At 43.4% G+C, this 17,630-nt stretch carries 16 protein-coding genes; 1 reads left to right on the top strand and 15 read right to left on the bottom strand.

The window, feature by feature from the left end:
• Positions 1-26 precede the first annotated feature (26 nt).
• From FH971_RS13550 to FH971_RS13480, 15 genes are all read right to left on the bottom strand, one after another.
• Positions 27-1,031: an AgmX/PglI C-terminal domain-containing protein gene (locus FH971_RS13550; protein WP_167496024.1), complete on the bottom strand. Its 1,005-nt coding sequence runs from the start codon at positions 1,029-1,031 to the stop codon at positions 27-29.
• Between the two features lies 1 nt (position 1,032).
• Positions 1,033-1,566, bottom strand: coding sequence for an ExbD/TolR family protein (locus FH971_RS13545; protein ID WP_137226516.1), 534 nt, complete (start codon positions 1,564-1,566; stop codon positions 1,033-1,035).
• Positions 1,563-2,129 carry a biopolymer transporter ExbD gene (locus FH971_RS13540; RefSeq protein ID WP_140235611.1) on the bottom strand — a complete coding sequence of 189 codons (567 nt, stop codon included), beginning with the start codon at positions 2,127-2,129 and terminating at the stop codon, positions 1,563-1,565. The genes FH971_RS13545 and FH971_RS13540 overlap by 4 nt, the downstream gene beginning before the upstream one ends.
• Before the next feature lie 26 nt (positions 2,130-2,155).
• Positions 2,156-2,788, bottom strand: a complete 633-nt coding sequence (locus FH971_RS13535; protein WP_140234647.1) for a MotA/TolQ/ExbB proton channel family protein — start codon at positions 2,786-2,788, stop codon at positions 2,156-2,158.
• A gap of 153 nt (positions 2,789-2,941) precedes the next feature.
• A complete protein-coding gene (locus FH971_RS13530) occupies positions 2,942-3,295 on the bottom strand; it encodes a hypothetical protein (protein WP_137226519.1) in 354 nt (117 codons plus the stop codon).
• 1 nt (position 3,296) lies between these two features.
• A complete protein-coding gene (locus FH971_RS13525; protein WP_167496023.1) occupies positions 3,297-4,088 on the bottom strand; it encodes a tetratricopeptide repeat protein in 792 nt (263 codons plus the stop codon).
• On the bottom strand, positions 4,075-7,125 hold the full coding sequence (locus FH971_RS13520) for a tetratricopeptide repeat protein (protein WP_140234645.1): 3,051 nt from the start codon (positions 7,123-7,125) through the stop codon (positions 4,075-4,077). Before FH971_RS13520 ends, FH971_RS13525 begins: the two co-directional genes overlap by 14 nt.
• Positions 7,125-9,356, bottom strand: coding sequence for a tetratricopeptide repeat protein (locus tag FH971_RS13515; RefSeq protein ID WP_140234644.1), 2,232 nt, complete (start codon positions 9,354-9,356; stop codon positions 7,125-7,127). The genes FH971_RS13520 and FH971_RS13515 overlap by 1 nt, the downstream gene beginning before the upstream one ends.
• A 6-nt stretch (positions 9,357-9,362) precedes the next feature.
• A complete protein-coding gene (locus tag FH971_RS13510; RefSeq protein ID WP_140234643.1) occupies positions 9,363-9,923 on the bottom strand; it encodes an AraC family transcriptional regulator in 561 nt (186 codons plus the stop codon).
• Positions 9,924-9,977: 54 nt separating this feature from the next.
• Positions 9,978-11,132, bottom strand: coding sequence for a DUF3570 domain-containing protein (locus FH971_RS13505; RefSeq protein WP_240778311.1), 1,155 nt, complete (start codon positions 11,130-11,132; stop codon positions 9,978-9,980).
• Positions 11,119-11,379 (bottom strand): DUF4266 domain-containing protein, encoded by a 261-nt coding sequence (locus FH971_RS13500; protein ID WP_140235610.1) that lies wholly within the window; start codon positions 11,377-11,379, stop codon positions 11,119-11,121. Before FH971_RS13500 ends, FH971_RS13505 begins: the two co-directional genes overlap by 14 nt.
• 7 nt (positions 11,380-11,386) lie before the next feature.
• Positions 11,387-11,890: a TlpA family protein disulfide reductase gene (locus FH971_RS13495; RefSeq protein ID WP_140234641.1), complete on the bottom strand. Its 504-nt coding sequence runs from the start codon at positions 11,888-11,890 to the stop codon at positions 11,387-11,389.
• A 77-nt stretch (positions 11,891-11,967) separates the two neighbouring features.
• Positions 11,968-12,630, bottom strand: a complete 663-nt coding sequence (locus FH971_RS13490) for an outer membrane beta-barrel domain-containing protein (protein ID WP_240778309.1) — start codon at positions 12,628-12,630, stop codon at positions 11,968-11,970.
• Entirely contained in the window at positions 12,600-13,340 is a 741-nt protein-coding gene (locus FH971_RS13485) for an SH3 domain-containing protein (protein WP_137226527.1), read from the bottom strand. The genes FH971_RS13490 and FH971_RS13485 overlap by 31 nt, the downstream gene beginning before the upstream one ends.
• 57 nt (positions 13,341-13,397) lie before the next feature.
• Complete coding sequence (locus FH971_RS13480) at positions 13,398-16,055, bottom strand: HzsA-related protein (RefSeq protein WP_140234640.1); 2,658 nt, start codon at positions 16,053-16,055, stop codon at positions 13,398-13,400.
• 305 nt (positions 16,056-16,360) lie between these two features.
• Here FH971_RS13480 and FH971_RS13475 point away from each other — a divergent pair, with 305 nt between their 5' ends.
• Positions 16,361-17,629 carry a hypothetical protein gene (locus tag FH971_RS13475; protein WP_140234639.1) on the top strand — a complete coding sequence of 423 codons (1,269 nt, stop codon included), beginning with the start codon at positions 16,361-16,363 and terminating at the stop codon, positions 17,627-17,629.
• Position 17,630 lies beyond the last annotated feature (1 nt).

Here is a 17,630-nt window from a genome sequence, read left to right as displayed (position 1 = left end):
CTTTACTCATTAGATTTTAAAGCAAATCAACTCGGGAAGAAGTCGATAGCCCAGATAGTGGTCATTACCGCGACTTTTTCTGCAGGGAAACTGATAGAGCGTAATACCAAGGTTAATTGGCGTTCTAATTTGGCGTTATTTAGCTCGCTTGAGTTAATCGTCACTTTACTGACATTGCCATTAGGTTGGATGACAATTTCAAACATCACTTTGCCTTTTAAGAAAGGATCTTTTCTCAGTGCACGATTGTATAACGAATAAAGCCGAGACTTATTGGCCTCCAATGTACGCCTAAGTGCCGCTTCTGAACGTTGTCCATTTTGGCTCGTTTGACTGGCTTTTTCAGATACGGCCCCTTGGCTTGCCAATACTTCCTCTTTTGCTAAGCGAATTTGTTGGGTTTCGTTGCCTGTTAACGACCCCGCAGCAACAGTTTTACTGATAGTTGATTTTGCCAAGCTGTCAGTTTGTTTATTGGCCGCACCAGCTAATAAATCACGTTTTACTTTGACTTCTTGAGACGTGGTTTGGTCAAGTTTGCGTTGCGCTGTAGGTTTAATATCAAATGCTTCGCGCATTGAAAAAAGCTCATCTTTCATCGCCGCTAAGCCTGATGTGCTGGCTTTCTCTTTTGCAGCGTCACGTGTTACTGGTTGAACAACTTGAGGTTTTACAGCTTGTTCAACAGGTTTTTCGGGTGCCTTTTCTTCTGGTGGAGCAGGCTCAGGTTCAGGCAATGGTTCAGGTTCAGGCGGTTTCACCTCAGGTTTGACTGGTGGAGGTAACTGCTTTTTTTGCAAGATGATTTTGGCTAATTGCGGTGGCACTTGCTCTTTCACTTCGCGCGGAACTTCAACTTGTTCAAGCATAGGAACGACCACCGCCAATACTAGATAAACCAACAGCAACAACCACAAAATTTGTTTGTACAGTTTGTCTTGTTTACTGGGTTTAAATAAGTCACCTAAGTCATTAAAGCTATTATTAGTTTGTCCGCTTAGTCCACCTGATTGTAGGGTTGCAGCTGTCATATTAGCCCTCACCATTAGCTTTTTGGGCTAGATGCTCAACGGCTAACGAAATATCACGATAACCCGTTTGAGCACATGCGGCCATAATTTGCTTTAGCACCACATAAGGTGTGGATGCATCGCCAATAATGGTTACTGCACGGCCATTTTGTTGCTCGGTTTCGCTTAGTTCAATACGTTTACTGGCTTGATAGGTTAACTCTGTGGTTAAAGTACTAATAAACTCAGGGTTTTCTTGTTCGGTTAAGCCAACTCCATCTGGGCCTTTTTGCCATATTGCGCGCTCTTGCACTAATACTGTGTCTGCTAGTACGGTAATCACCAGATTTTCGACTGGTAGGGCTTCTGCCACCGACACAGGTAAAGTCATCTTGTCGATGTTTTGCAGTACTCGCACTTCAGATTGATTCACAATTAAGAAAAATACCAAAATGGTAAATATGTCCATCAACGCCACTAAGTTGAGCTTACTGCCGTTTTTTAAGCGCTTGTGATGTTTGCCTAATCTGCGACTTCTTGCCGATTGCTTCATCATTGTTTGGCTCCTATTGGTTTTCCAATAGTGGCTTGCGTCGGTGGGGCGATATCTGCGTCATTAACGGCAGGTGCATCACCTAATGAGATCATCGGAAACAGTTCTGCATCAACCAAATTGGCTGCCACTACCGCTTTAAATGAGCGAACTGTGTCCATGGCTGACACTATCGTTTGGTAGTCAATAACAGGATCGAGTAACAATACAATGTCATTTTTTTCAATATCTTGCTGTTGAAATGTCAGCTTTAAGTCTTGCAGATAAACAGACAATGCGGCGAAATCATAACCGTTATCAGTCAGTTCAAAACGTTTAAGTGACATACCTGCAGGGTAGTTTAATTCTAAGCGAGCAGGGGTAATCACTAATTCGAGTATTTTGGGTTCTTGATCATCTTGTGCTTGCTCAGCTTCAGACAATACTGGCAATTGCAGATTTAAAATACGCACTTGTGAGAACACCAAACTCAGCAGAAGTACTGGCACTAACACGATCATCAAATTCATGAATGAGGTGATATCCAGTTCTGCATCTTGGGTATTAGGGCGACGACGGCGTCTCATACTCATTAGCCTCGGTTATTATCCGGTTACTTGTTAAATGACAATGAATTAAGCAGTTTGATGCCTGCCATTTCAATCGAGTCAACGATGGTTGCCGTTTTAGTTTGTAGGCTTGAGTGAAATAAAATCAGCGGAATGGCAGTGATCAAACCAAATGCGGTGGTGTTCATTGCGACCGAAATACTTGAAGACAATAAGTTAGCTTTTTCAGCAGGATCAGCGCTTGCAACGGCCGAGAACGCCGCAATAAGCCCCATAATAGTACCTAGCAAACCTAATAATGTAGCGATGTTGGCGAGAGTGGCAATAAAGGGGGTGCGTTTTTCAAGACGTAGCATATATTCCATCACGGTTTCTTCCATGGCATATTCAACATCTTCACGTCGACTTGCGCTTGAAATACGGGCAATACCTGACTGTAATACATCAAAAACTGGCGCTTTGTTGTTTTGCGCTTGTTGGCTGATGGTATCGATATCACCCGTTTTTAGGGCATTTTTAATCAGTGCAAAAGCCTTCTGATTACTACGATGTGCTGAGCTTAAATATAACCAGCGTTCGATTGTAATGGCCAAACCGACCACTAATACCAAAGCAATAGGGTAGATAAATGGGCCGCCATTTTGTAAAAACGCAATGATATGGTCGGTATAGCTCATGTGATGTTCCTTCTCTTTTTTGTTGTAGTGAACACAAGGCACTAATGGCTACATGGGTTCAGTTATCTTGTTTTATTGACTGCTTACTCAGGTTTTTGGGATCATTTATTACTTAATTTACGATCTAACTGTTGGTCTAATTAATGGATCAAATTATTGTTTAGTTTGTTGGCCGTTATCGGCAAAATCTCTCACTTGTTGCCTAAATATTTTAGGGTTAATGGGTTTAAATTCTGGCAAGGTTAGCTGCATGTCTTGGTTGTTAATATTTATTGGGTTGGTGATCCCTTGCCACGGCATAATATAAAGCACTTTGGGTTGCTCTTGTGAGCCGGTCACTTGGCTTTGGATCACCACAGGTTTGTTGCTTGTGGGTTTCACTGTTTGTTGTTTTTCAGTGTCATCATTGGCAACCACCTGAGCAGAGACACTCAGTAAACTGACGGCTAAAAACAGCGGCAATGTGCCAAGACGACACCTTGCTTGAAACACCTTTTTCATGGTCATCTTAGCCTGCTCCATTAGCATTGTCGGGTAATGTTAACCCCGCGCGTTGAATTTTAATTTCCACTCCAGCGAGCCAACGCTTGGCTTGTTCATCATTTGGTTGGCTAACCAAATAAGCAATGTAGTATTGGCGTGCTTGCAGCAGCTTGCCACGATATAACTCTAATAATATCGCCAAATTTAATTGAGCTTGTGGGTATTGTGGCCACAGTGTCAACGCTGTTAAGTAACCTTGCTCGGCCTGAGCATAATGGCCTTGTCGCCTTGCGATATTGGCTTTTATTTGATGCGCATATGGATTGTTATTATTAACCGCTATCGCTTGTGCAAGCAGTGCATCAGCTTGATCTAATTGCAGCTGATCCATCGCGATGATGGCTTTATTGACATACGCGCCCGACAACTGAGGCTGGGCTGCAATCACTTTATCAAACAAACTATTCGCTGCTTGCCATTGCTGGTTTTTCATGTGGCTAATGGCTTGCTGATATTGACTCAATACCGATGCGGGCACATCGGCTAAACGTTGTGAGGCTTGTTCAAGATACACATTACGGGTATCGGTTGAACTTGCACTGCTACTGGTGCTGTTATTGGCGCCTTTAGCCTTGAGGTTAACTAAGTCGACAATGTTTTTGTCCATTCCATCTGGGCTTGGAGTCTTAGTGATTTGCTTGTTCGTATCAGTACTGCTTGGCGATGAACTACAACCTGGTAACAGCATGAAGCTCAATAGCCCCAGGAGTGCCACTTGCGGTGTCGATGAGGCAAATAATAGCTTAATGGATAGCATCGATGACCTCATGAGTTAATTCTGATTTTTGGTATAAGGCTGGAGACATTTCAGCCAAACGATTGAAGCTTTTTTCTATCCATTGGTCGTATATATCTTCCCATGCGCGTTGAGTATTACTGACGTGGATTTCGATGGCTTTTTCTTCAAATGGGTAAGCCAGTTCTTCTAGTAAGATCTCGTACTCTTCTAGCGCTAACTCGTCTAAGTCGCTAGGGCGTTGTGAGCTCATCATGTCGGCCGCAAGTTGGCGATACATTTCAGCGAGATTGTATGTCGCATGAGGTACGTATTTAGCCAATTGAAAATCGAGCACTTGTTGATAATAACCAATGGCTTTTTTCATCGCATCTTGTTTGCGCTTCAAGCTTTTTTGCAAAGGTGCGTTGAGTTTAATTGCCGCAAAACTGCGTTGTTCAGCTTCAGCCAAGGCAAACGCCGCGATGGAGGCGAGTTGAATTTGGCGAGTTTGAATGGCATTCGGGTCGAGTTGCAGTTGTTTGCGATCAAAGCTAAGTATTTGTCTAAACCAGTAATATTGTTTATTGGCTTCACCACTTTGGCGATAAAACTCACTCATTTTAAAGCGGACTTCTTGTGCCACATCAAACGGTTGTGGGTAGGTTTTTGCATACGTTCTAAAGGTGCTGAGTGCGTTATTGTTATCGCCTGCTTTTAAGTAATACTCCGCCGCGGTGTATTGAGCTTCACGTTTTAATGGGCCGGGCTTTTCATTGGCGACAATGATTAAAAGCTGCTCGGCGGCCAAGTCCCATTGGGAAAGTGCTTCGTAGGACTGCGCTAATTTGGCCGGAATAATCGCGCTAAACTCATGGTTTGGATAACGTTGTTGAAACGGTTTTAATACGTCGACCGCTTCTTGCCAGCGCTGTTGTTCCAGCAATAAGTTTGCTGCGTCGAGTTCGGCATTAACCGCATATTTTGATTCGGGCACTGCCTGAGCGACTCGTAATAATTGACTGACGGCTAGCTCTGGTTGTGTTTGTTTAACGGCTTGCGCTTGGAAGTAAATGCTTGAAGCTAACAGATTACGCATTTCAGACCATGAGTCTGTGCTCTTGTCTGTGTATTGCAGCGCTAAAATGTAACCTTCTTCAGCCTGAGCGTATTGCTCTTGCTGATACAAGCTATTGGCATAAAGCTGGCTGACAAACTGCACTTGCTTGCGGGCAGCGTCTGACAATGGCGTCGAGGTTTGCACTGAGCTTGCCGCGTCATTGAACGTGTTAATGCCGTGGGCTTGTAATACGAAATCAGTAAAATATTTAAGGTCTGTGTAGTGTTGAGCATCAAACGAATATTGGGCGGCATTACTGGCTAACTGTAAGGCTCGCTCATCTGATGGGTATGTATTGATGAATTCTTTATCTAACTGATTACGTTGTGAAATGAGTGTATTGTAATCATCAGTATTACGTTGTTTATTTTGATTTTGTTGGCTTTGTTCATGTTGCGAAAGGATATTGCGTACCGTGACAGTTGTTGCGTAAGCCGATTGCTGTTGTATCTTGCGCAAGGCCGCCGACGTTGCTGTAGCGTCATAGGCAATGGTGTAATAACTGGTAAGGGCTTGCTGATATTGTTTGGCTTCAAAATTAGCGTCGGCAAATAAGTACTCGTCATTCAGAATATCTTTGGTTAACAAGTTACCGGCTTGAGGTAATTTGGCCAATTGTAAATAGGTGTTTAATGCACTGGCAGCTTGTGCGAATGCGCTAACCCGTTGTGCGCCTTGTTGAGTTTGCGCATCGGCGTACAAACGACGGCTATGCTCGTCACTAAAGCTAAGCAGTTGTGGTAATAACTCAGCTTGCTGCGCCTTGTTGGCATTGACCCAAAATGTGCTGCTAAGACCATATTGATTAACATAATCATTTTTAAGTTTATGCATTGAAGCAAATTTACCCTGACCTTGGTAGAGATCAAGCAACTTTAGCGAGTAACGTGCTGACCAAATATTGTCGGGAGCCAGTGCAATGTAAGTTTGATAGGTTTGTTCAGCGTCATAATCAAGTTTTTTGTCGAGCAAGAATTCAGCTAAATTGGCAAATAATACATGTTGATATAGACCAAGATAAGGCAGCGATTGATTGTCATTAACCAAAGTCAATAGTGATTGTGATTGCAGTTGTTGGCTTAATGAAATGCTCAATACTCTTTGGGTATCAATCGCCAAATTTTGTGCGCGGCTGCCGAGCTTTTCAAAGGTAAAGTTGCCGGACGTTAAGTTTGCAACATCACTATTACTTTGTTGGCTGGCCACTAATGCTTCAAATACTTGCAAGAATGCTTTGTCGGCATTGGCAAGTCGATTGAGTTTAAATTCAGACCAACCGAGCATATATAAACTGTTCAGTCGGTATTTTTGATTATGTTGAGCGGTTAACACTTTCTTATACGACTGAATCGCCGCAGAGTAATTTTGCAAATTATAATAGATTTCACCACGTCTGAAGTTAAGCTCGGCGAGATAAACAGTTTGCGGATAGTGTAACAATAGTGATTCAACTTCAGCCAGACTAGCATCTAACTTGCCTTGTAAATCGAGCGCTTTAGCTAATTGATATTGTATGTGCTCGTTTTCAGGTCGCTGTGGATATCGCTGCAATAATTGTCGATATTCGGTGATTAATTTTTGCAGTGCGGCATCGTTTTGAGTCAACTGTGCTAATACTTGGCTATCTGTCTGCGACTCGTCATCTAAGTCAGCATAAGATTGTGTTTCAAATGATTCAGTATTGATTTGAGCTAAACGATATTCAACGTGCGTCCGGATTTCAGGATCGGGCTCAAGTGTCAGCAGTTGCTGATAAATACTGGCCAATGCGACACTGCGTTGATTTTGGGTCATTTCAACACTCGCCACGGTTTCGTTGCTGCGTTTGTTGGCCAAGTCGCCTAAACTAGTGCGTTTGGCTTGTTGATCGTAATCAGCCTGACCGCTGCTAAAACAACCTGATAATGCAATACCGCTTATTAAGATTAATGCGCGTGATAAATAAGCCGATGCTGACATTAGTACGCTCCTTGTGCAGCTGACTCACCTGCGGTGGAATCACTTTCAGTCGATTCATTTACCGCCGTTTCGTTTACTGAAAAGGGACTGATTGGCGCAGTGTCTGCTTGTGACATTTGCTCTAATACATTGGCCATCTGATGGCGAGTGGTGAGCAGCAGCTGTTGTAACGTATATTGCTGTTGCTGGGTAAAGATGCTGATTTTCCCACGAATATCTCGGTCGGTTTTATCACGCAGTCCGGTAATATTAAGGTTCATGCTGTTAATGTCGGTTTGGGTTTGTTGTTGACGTAACTCAAAGTCAGACAACAAACGTGTGTTACTCGACAATGCACTAAATCGACTGGCTTGTACTTCAAGCTGTTCAAGTTGCTTTGTTAATTGCATAAGGCTTTTTTTATGTTGCCAAAGTCGTTGTGGCAATGTTTGCTGCAGCTGCCAATGCAATACTCCTTTAACCTTATCAAGTCTTTGTTGTTCATCGTCGATATTACGTTGAGGTGCCAATTTAGTTAACGTGGCTTGGCTGGCATCAATACGGTCTATCCATTGTTGCTGGCTTTGGTCGGCAAACACTTGCCCATTTTGCTCTGCTTCAGCTTGTTCAATAATCTTCACAATACGTTGTTTTTGCTCGGTGATCGCATTAATCATCTCTGTGTAAGCGAGCTGTTTTTGCTGTTCAATAACGTTTGCTTGGCGTTGAGTGTTGAGCGCTAAAGTGTCTTTTAACCATTGACTGTTAATCTGTTGTTTTTGCACATTGTCGCTAAGTAAATCTAGGTTTAGTAAGGTTTGATAATCGGTCGCTAATTGCGGTTCATTTAAGGCTTTTTTTAACCAAGGCGAATCAGTGCTAAAACGCTTGGTAAGAATAAGTTCTAACGCGTCAGACTTAGGCGCTAATGATGGGGTTTGTTGAGCAAGCGTCTTACTGGCAAAATCAGTGACATTGTTAATATTGCTAAATGCTTCTGCAAACAGTTTAATATCGGCAATCTTTTGTAAATACACTTGTTCAGCTTGCTGATATAAGGTTAATCCTTGGGCTAAAGATTGCTGCTCACTGACTTGTTTCGCATTTAACAACGCGGCTTGCCAAGCTAAATTTGAATAGGGGTATTGCTGCTGCAATAGCGTGAGTAATTTAAATGACATGTCATAGTGCTGTTGTTGCTGGGCCGAGTAGGCAAATAAAAACAAAGCGGATTCAGCGTAAGGGCTTTGCTCAGGAAAGTCAGCCAGTTCGTTATAGGCTAAATCGTATTGTTTATTGGCAACATACAACTGAGCCAACAGTAACTTTGCATAATCATTGACGGCTTGTTGTTGCAACAAGGCGTCCTTAACTTCTGGTAATAACTCGTCGTTATCGTCAAAAATATTGGGTTCAGCAAAAGGGTTAAACACTTGCTGCCAAAAATTAATCTTGGGTGGCTGCCATTGTTGGCTTTTAAGCTCTATTAATATAGGTTGTGCTGCACTGTATTGTTGCTGCTTCATATGCAGCAACGCCTGGTTTAAGGCGATGTAGGCGGCAGATGAACTTGCTGGTGGCTGGTCATCTTCTGATGTTGATTGTTGCTGTACTTGCGCGGTTAACGGCGGCGCATCTGGCCAATAAGCTAATTGATTTAACACATGATATTGTTCGACATAATCGGGCAGTAATATGGTAATTCTGCCTAGTGTGAGTTTGGCCGCATCAATATCGCCTTGCTCAATTTGTTGTTCGCTGAGTTGCAACAAAGCGATCAATAATAATTCGGTTGGCGATGTGGCTGACTTCGTTTTGCTGCTATTGGTATTAGTACTGGTATTCGCTGTGGTTTTGGCCGTAGCATTCGCTTGCTGTTGTTCAAATTGCACCAAGGTTTGGGTGGCTTGATTGTGTAAGCCAATCGACACTTGAAGTCCGGCTTCGAACAATTGGCTACGATCAGAATCGATGCCTTTGTGTTGGCGGTTGAGGCTAATTTGCCTTAAAGCAGCGCCATAATCACCGGCAAAATAAAAGTACAATGATTGACGGTAAAACTTATCTTCTAAGTCTGTTTTAGCTGCCGTTGCCTCCATTGAGTCCTTCACAGCGTGTTCTGCAGCTTGAAGGTCAGCCAAGTGCAAGAGTGCCAAGCAACTGCAAAACATGGCGGCACAGCCGAAACGTCGTGTGAGTCGGTTACTGATGTGAGCTAGCTTAACGCTAAGTGATTGAGTATTAACAGCCATTGTTGTTTACAATACCCACTGTTCGACTTTGATATCAGCACGATAGCTTGATTCACTGTCTTCGACTTTGAGTTCTATCATTACCGTTTCATCGGTTTTATCAAAACTATGGCTAATGGCTCGTTGCACAGTGCGGCCTTCGGCATCGTTGCCGGTAAAAATAGCCGTTAGTTGGTGAGGACCCATTTTAAGATTACCCAAGTAAATACGTTGAATTCCACCTTGCTCTAGTGCTTTACGTTGACGTTCGGTATATAAAAAACCACTGACATTGTTGTCGTCAATTTTTAACTCGACACTGTCGAGTTTTAGAAAACGCCCCACATCAACCGATACAAACACTGCAATTTGGGTGCTGGCAGGAAACAACAAATCTTCTTCTAAAATAAATAAATCGCGATTGAGTTTTAGTACTTGGCTTTTAATGTCTTCAAGCTCGCTGGCTAATGCGCCATTGCCTTGTTTGGTCTCTTCAGCTTGGGCTGGTAATGCAAATAAACCTGCAATAAGCACAGTTGCTGCGAAAAGCCGTGTTAAAAAAGTACCCCATTTACGGTCGGTCGTCATAGTTATAGCCTTGGCAATTACGTTGTTAAAAGTATGAATATTTAGGGCTAGCAATTAAAAATACACGCTGACAAAAGCACGGATGACATTGGCAGAGAACCCATAAAACGGTTCGTTGCCCACTCCGCCATCTGCAGTAGGATCCCTAAAGTTATTGTATTGAAAGTCAATATAATCCCATTGAAGCGATGCTTCCGAACGAGTGTCGCCAAACGATACCGAGGCTGGTAATTGATAGGTAATGCCTATCCCGTAAGTGATGTCACTAAAGTCACTGAGTTCTTTGTCGCGCGCAAGGTAGTTTTGTGCGTCGCGATAAGGAAACAAATCACTGTAAAATTCTGCTTGAGTTTGCTGGTAATAACGCACTTTAAATTCTAATTCGAGACTGTCGCCCAGCGGATGTCGATATCCAAGCTCTACATCACTGGCGGTGATTTCCCAGCTGTCGGTAAAGTGGCGGTAATGAAAAAACAAGGCAGCGCGATAAGGTAAAAAGTAACTGGCAGATAATTTTGCCGCAAACGAGTTGCGAGTTTCTGGATACACTTCTGCCTGATAAGCCACACCTGATGGAACGCTGTTGTCTACGTATCTCACCGTGCGATATGGGTTATTTAAATAACCACTGTCGGCAATGGCTTCAACGTTAACACTCGCCGTAAGATTGCGGGTTAACACTTGATTGATGCCAGCGCGGATACGATATTGCTCGCTTTGCTCTTCAAACTGGTCATCACCATTGCGGCGAATCTCATTATCGCCATAAGACAAACCCAGATTTAAATTGGTTAAATCACCAAAGGTGTCTTGTGAGACATTGATGCTAAATGATTGCGCTAAATAATCGTCTTCATCACTTTGGCGCAGGTTAAACGACATCAAGGTTTTGTCATGCAGGTATTCAACCCCAAATTGACCTTCGTTACGCTTTTCTGTGTAAGCACTGGCAGTGCTGATAACATCCACTGATGCAGATGAAATACTGTCTAAATAATAATATGCGGTAAATGCGACCGATTCAGAGGTCTTTTTTCTGAGTAACACTGACGGACCATCAATGGTCATGCCGCCACCTTCGTAGCTGTGATACAACACATCAGCGCGATCAGGGTCGAGCACCGCAGCTTGGACAGACAAGCTCGTCATACTGACAAGCAGTACCGCCAATAACTTAACGCCTTTATTGATAATATTAGTTACAGCCACAACCACCACCTCCGGTTCCTTCAGCACCACGGGCTGATTCACGACCTTCAAGTACATGAGCCATATGCATGCTGGCACTGGGATGACGATTAAAGCGCATGATGGGGTCAGCTAAGTTTTGACGCTCGTATGGTTTAACCCAAGGTTCAATGCCCATGCTCGTGCAGCCGCTCAAACTAATTAAGCTTAATAGTGCAATGCAATTAAGCGATAAAGCCGTGACGCGAGGAGATAAGGTTTTTGTCATCATATGCTTACTCCCTAATCAGCTGTTTGATGGCCGCAGAATACTTTTTATCAAAGCCGTCTTGGTAGCCCTGAAATACAAAGCGCACATTACCATCGCGATCAATAATCACAGTGGTTGGCATGGCTTCAACTTGATAGGTCTTAGACAAAGAATTGGTTTGGTCGAAAAATATCGGAAAACGTAAATCAAGATCGGCTAGAAAGTCTTTGCCTGCTTGATTTTCCTGTTCAACATTAATGCCCCAGACTTGAACGCCGAGGTCTTGATACTTGTCTTGTAATTTTTGCAAAACCGGCATTTCTTTACGGCATGGTCCACACCAAGATGCCCAAAAGTTGATCAAGATAATCTCGCCACGTTGCTCGGCTAAATTGAGGTTAGTCCCTTGCTGGTTTTTTAAGGTGAAGTCGGGTGCAGCTTGGCCAAGCGTGAGCGCCTGTACCTGCATCGACAACAATATTGCACCTAATGCAATAAGACATTTACCACTAAATCGACTGAACAACATTGTATTTCCTTATTGGTATTTCACTTTTACTACTCGAATTTTCTATGGTCTCTTTTAACGACCGTTATCGAGGTAGATTAAAAATAGAACGACACACCCGTAGCAAAATTCAGGTTATGGGTTGTTTTAGACTCACCAGTAACCTCGGTATTAAACAGGTAATCACTCATGCTTAAATCCCATGCTATCCAGTCGGTTAAAAATACTCGGTAGTTTGCCGTGAGGTTGAAGGTAAATTGCTCGTCACCGGCAAACTCGGTACTGCCGCCACCTAATTCGATTGAAAAGACACTGTTAAACACCGTGTCTTTGCTGAAAAAAATTTCACCAGGCAACAAGTTATAACCAATGTTTAAGCCGTAATAAGTTAACTCGCGCTCATCGTCAGTTAACAAAGGGGCTGCGTTAGACAGTTTTTCAAAACTTGTTTCACCTGCTTTGGCTTGGGCATAGCGAGCTTTGACGTAAAAGTGCTCGCTGATGTGATAACCCACATGGGCACTTATCCAAGGATTTGATTCAAAATCCTCAATTGACAAAATACCGCCTTGAATACCCACTTCAAAGTTTTCAGTATCAATCACATCATCAAGCACTGTTCGACGTTCTACATCGGCTTTGACTGTGGTTGGAACATCGTCTGCTGCAAATACTGCTGAGCTTGGCGTTAATGCGGTCAGCGCTAAGGTACTAACGGTGAACAAAGGCATTAAAAAAATACGCTGAATCCTATTTTCCATGTTTGGATCTCTTCATTTTCATCTCGGTCGGTTAAGGCTAACGAGAGTTTATATTCGGCTCGTAATAAAAAATTACGTGCAAGGTGATATTTAATCCCAACCGCAGCACTCATTAAGGTGCTGCGACGCGATTCGGTGTCGGCTAACACACTATGGGGCTCGGTATTAATGATCCCCGCGCCAACGCCAATGTATGGCACTACGATTAAGTCGGGTAGAGGTTGGCTAAACAGCATGACTTCAAATACATCACTGTCTGAAATGCTCCCCAGTGCTTTACCCGCTGATATTTCAGCACTAAATACGGGGGTAAATGCATAGCCTGCATAGATATTGTAAAAATTGGCACCTTCTAAATCGCCGTACATGACCCCGGCTTCTATTTGACGATTGATGACGTCTTGTTCTGTGATTAAATTGGTATCAATGGCTTGGCCATCTTGGGATAAACCTTTTAGGTTATCTTCATGAAACCAGCCTTCAACGCCACGTTTGTTTTGCACTTTTAACCAAGATGTACGCTTAAGCAGCACAGTGACTGTTTCGTTTTGTTCGATAATTGACACCACAGGGTAGCCAGCACTTGGCCCTGAATGCAGTTCAATAAAGGGCACCTCGATACGCAAACTTGGGTTGTCGTCGGCCTGCAACACTGGGCTTAAGCACAGCAATATCAGTAACAAAAAGGTGTTTCGTAAATATGTTCGCATAATTCCCTATCGCAAAGTCATGAAGCAAACCTATGGATTTGCTTGTGGCATGCTTTGTTAGTCCTGTGAGTAAAATGGCGTGTTGTAATATTGCGCGCCAATGTCTAACCATTCATTGAGTAATTTGAGCTCATCGGCCGACAGCATATTTTGATGGGTAGTATTAGTCATCACCTCAAAAAAGATACTGCTTGAGCGAGCACCATTAGTCGACAAAATAGCGGGCACATTGACTGTCGTTAACATCGGAATAGGGTTACCGTCTGCGTCGAGAATAAGCTCACCATTACTGTCTACTTGATAGACCACGTTGCCATCGGCATCGAGTACTTCAATTAATTTGTCGATTAAAATGCCGTCGACTTCTTCTTGCTCAACATCGTTAAAAAAGAGTTCACGGTATGAGGTTAAGTGTGCGGCTTGATCGCTTGAAGGTGAATTGATTAACGACAACTGTCCCGCAGGCACTTGCGCCGCGCCATCGGCATCGACGATATTATGGCAACTGGTACAAGTGTTATCGGCAACGATTATTTGAGTTGTCTCGTCTATAACGGGTCGAGCTAAGTCCCACAGCGGTTGAATATGTTCAACATAATTGATTTGAATGCGGCAATAGGGCGTCCAATTTTCAAAGCATTCGCTGCCATTAGGCGCTGGTGTGGCTAAATTACTGTAACTGTATTCAATATTTGGATTAACGGCAGACAATACTGGGTTAGTCCAAATATCTTGATATTTAATACTGTCGCTAAGCTCAGCAAGGCCATTCACCATTTCATCGGCTTCGGCCATGGTTTGTCCTTGCTCAGGAATGATATTGCTAGTGGCATTAGGGTAGGCTGAACCACCCGCGGCTCCTGGATTAATGCTAGCGGCTTGGGCGTCTAGTCGGCCATGAGGTAGTTGACTGTTAGCAGTATGGCAACCGGTACATTCTAAGGTTTCACCCGGCGTTAAGGTGATCCATTGACTGTGGCGTCCACCAATACGCTGACCATTGATGTCTAATATACTGATGGCTAACGGGATATTAGCAGGCACTTTTATTTTGACTGAACCATCGGGCTGAATTGGGCTATAACCGATAATCTCGCGCATCAGTTGGTTATTACTGCGCCCAAAATCAGTATTGGCAATATCTCTAACATCGTCTGGTGGCATGGGAACGCCACGAACGATACGCAAAAAACGTGCTGGCAAATCTACCGCGGGTGTTTGCGACGGGTCGCTAAGGAGAGTTAACCCGCCTGCGCTAGTTGTGCTGTCAACGCCATCAAAGTCATAAACGCTACGAATGTGAATCGAGCCAGCTAATTCTTGGCTAAGCTGTGAATCGAGTTCGTTGCCAACAACTTTGTCTGCTATAAAGGTTTTCGGCTGTGCGCTAGGTTGCATCACTACCGATTCGGTTAACACTGTCCCTTGAGTGGTGCTGGCAACTAACTGTTGAGTGTTGTTGGCATTATTGAGTAGCCATAACTCGTATAGTGGATCGGCCTGAATCAGATTATCGTCAGCGAGTTGCTCCGCGGTAAATTGGCCGCAGGCACGGATGATGTCATTAACGACTACACGGCACAGATCCCAACTCATTAAGAAGCGCTGACTGTTATCGGGTAGCGGGTATAAATGATTGATTCTACCTGTTTCTGACAATGCGGCAGAAAATGAGAAATTAAATTCCGATAACGTGGCGTCTGTAATCGCTTCGCCTTGTGCGCCAGAGTTGGCAGTGGCTTGCTGAGCGTCAATGTAGTCATCAATATTAATCAGCACCGGGCGCTTTTGAATTACGGTGTCATCCTGTGATGTCAACAACATCAATATCTCGCCGCTAGCTAATTGTTGTGGCTTGATGAAATCAATCGGCTCGGCTTGGCCGTCAAGGGTCAATTGATGCGAATGCCAGCCAAATACTAATTCGTTTTCAGTTCCGTCTGGATTCATACGGTACAGGTTAATACCATGGTCGCCGCCCATACGGTCCCAGCGGCTGTATAAAATCTTTCCGCTTTGCAGTACCAATGGGTAAAAGTCATGGCTTAAGTTAAAGGTTAACTGCTTAATGGCGCTGCCGTCTGGGTCCATTACATGGATATTGAAGGTTTCATTAGCGCGGCTTTCATCTAATGCTGTGTATTGTGGTTTACCTTCATCAAGCAAAATGGCTCGAGATAAACGTTGTCTGGTTGATGCAAATATAATTCTGCCGTCTGGCAAAAACGCAGGCATTAGGTCATTGCCTTGCTCAGCTGTTATGTCACTCGTGATGATTCTTTCTAAGGTTTGGCTAGAAACTGTATAACGCCAGATATTCCATTTAGGTTGTTCATCGTCGTCAACACCATCGATTTCTGGTGCGCGAATGGCCATAAGCAATTGTTGGCCATCGTCAGACACTGACAGATCGCGAATATCAATCAACTGATCTTCAGCAAATAAGGAGGCTGTTAAATTCGTCGCAGGTGAATCAGCGAAGGCATTGCGTTTAATGAGTAATTGAGCGCCAGGGTTAAAATAGGCAGGATTAAGGGATTGAAATTGTGCCGGTGTTTGATCGACCGCAGTTAAATTACGCTCAATATAAACCACAGGATATTCAACCAGAACAGGATCAGGCTGTTGATCTTTAATTGCTGTTTCGGTGTTACATCCCAATAACAATGCAATTACCGTAAACATCATAATGTTATAGCCAAAAGTCGGCCTCATTTGTTTTCCTTAACGATTTATTATTTTTGTTAGTATCATGGCAAAACCTGATGGCGCCTGACATTATTGCTTTCTAGAGCCAGTGTTTCAACACTTTTTATTAAATAGTTTGAATACTTTTTTTTGACGGGGTAGGTATTTTTTTTGACGTCAAGTAATTGGCTGTAAGTGTCAAAAAAATTAACAAAATTAAAACTTTTATTGTGAGCCGTTGAATGATTTAATCAGCACAATTCGATTTTCATCATGTGCAAACATCAATGTCAGTTCAATGTAAGGCAGTCAAGTGCTAACAAGGAGATAGTATGAAGCAACGACTTCGTACGATAAAAAGCCTCAGCTTATTATCTTATTATGGAAAAACAATGCATTCTAAGCAGGTTAGGGGTGTATTAGCACTTGGTGTATTTGGTCTTTTCTCGATCAATGCAGTAGCGGCCAGCTTAGAGCAAGCAAAACAATTGCATGACCGCATCGCTGGGGTTCCCGCTTCAGAAGCCACATTGCAAAATATGGCGGCATTACTTGATGATGGCAAATCCATCGAAGCCGCCTACCTCGCAATGGAAACGCCGGCATTTTATTCTACGACGTTGAAATTGTTCGCCACGCCGTGGACCAATATTGATCAAGACATTTTTGCGCCGTTAAATGACTATTCTGCCACTGTGATTGGTGCGGTTAGGGACGATGTTGATTTCAGAGATATTCTTCAAGCAGACATGGTGTATGTAGGTAAAAATAGTTTGAGCTTGCCCAGTTACAACCGCAACAATAATGACCATTATCAAGCGTTAGAAGACCAATTTATTGATTTAAAAGACGGCTTGGAGCGAACCACTCAATCGAGTGTGAATGGATTACCTGCTGACGCAACCGCTGGGGTGTTAACTAGCCGTGCCGCGGCGAAAGAATTTTTCTATTTAGGCACTAACCGCGCCATTTTTCGTTTTACCTTAATGAATCATTTGTGTACCGATTTAGAGCCATTAAAAGACAACACCCGCCCAACCGATCGTATTCGACAAGATGTGAGCCGCAGCCCAGGTGGTGACAGTCGTTTGTTTATTAATAACTGCTCAAGTTGCCACAGTGGTATGGATCCGCTGGCACAAGCGTTTGCTTATTATGAATATGAGTTTAACCGTGACCAAGATCCAACCGGTGAGGCTGGTGCGATAGCTTACAACACCAGCGGTCAAACCGACCCTGCCACCGGCACTCGAGTGCAAGGTAAGTATCATATCAATTCAACCAGCTTTCCTTTTGGCTATGCAACGCCAAACGATAAATGGAACAATTACTGGCGCGAAGGACCTAATCAAAAATTGGGTTGGGATAACAGTTTGTCAGGTCAAGGTAGTGGAGCTAAATCCTTAGGGCAAGAGTTGGCAAACAGCAATGCCTTTGCGCAATGCCAAGTCAAAAAAGTGTTTAAAACTGTGTGTTTACGAGATGCAGAAAGCCAAGCGGATATTGCACAAATTAGTGCCACTACGGCTTCTTTTAAACAGAATTCTTACCAACTTAAGCGCGTGTTTGCTGAAGTTGGCAACTACTGTATGGGAGAATGAC

The organism is Shewanella polaris (assembly GCF_006385555.1).
Taxonomy (GTDB): domain Bacteria; phylum Pseudomonadota; class Gammaproteobacteria; order Enterobacterales; family Shewanellaceae; genus Shewanella; species Shewanella polaris.
This window is presented reverse-complemented; position numbering and strand designations above follow the sequence as displayed.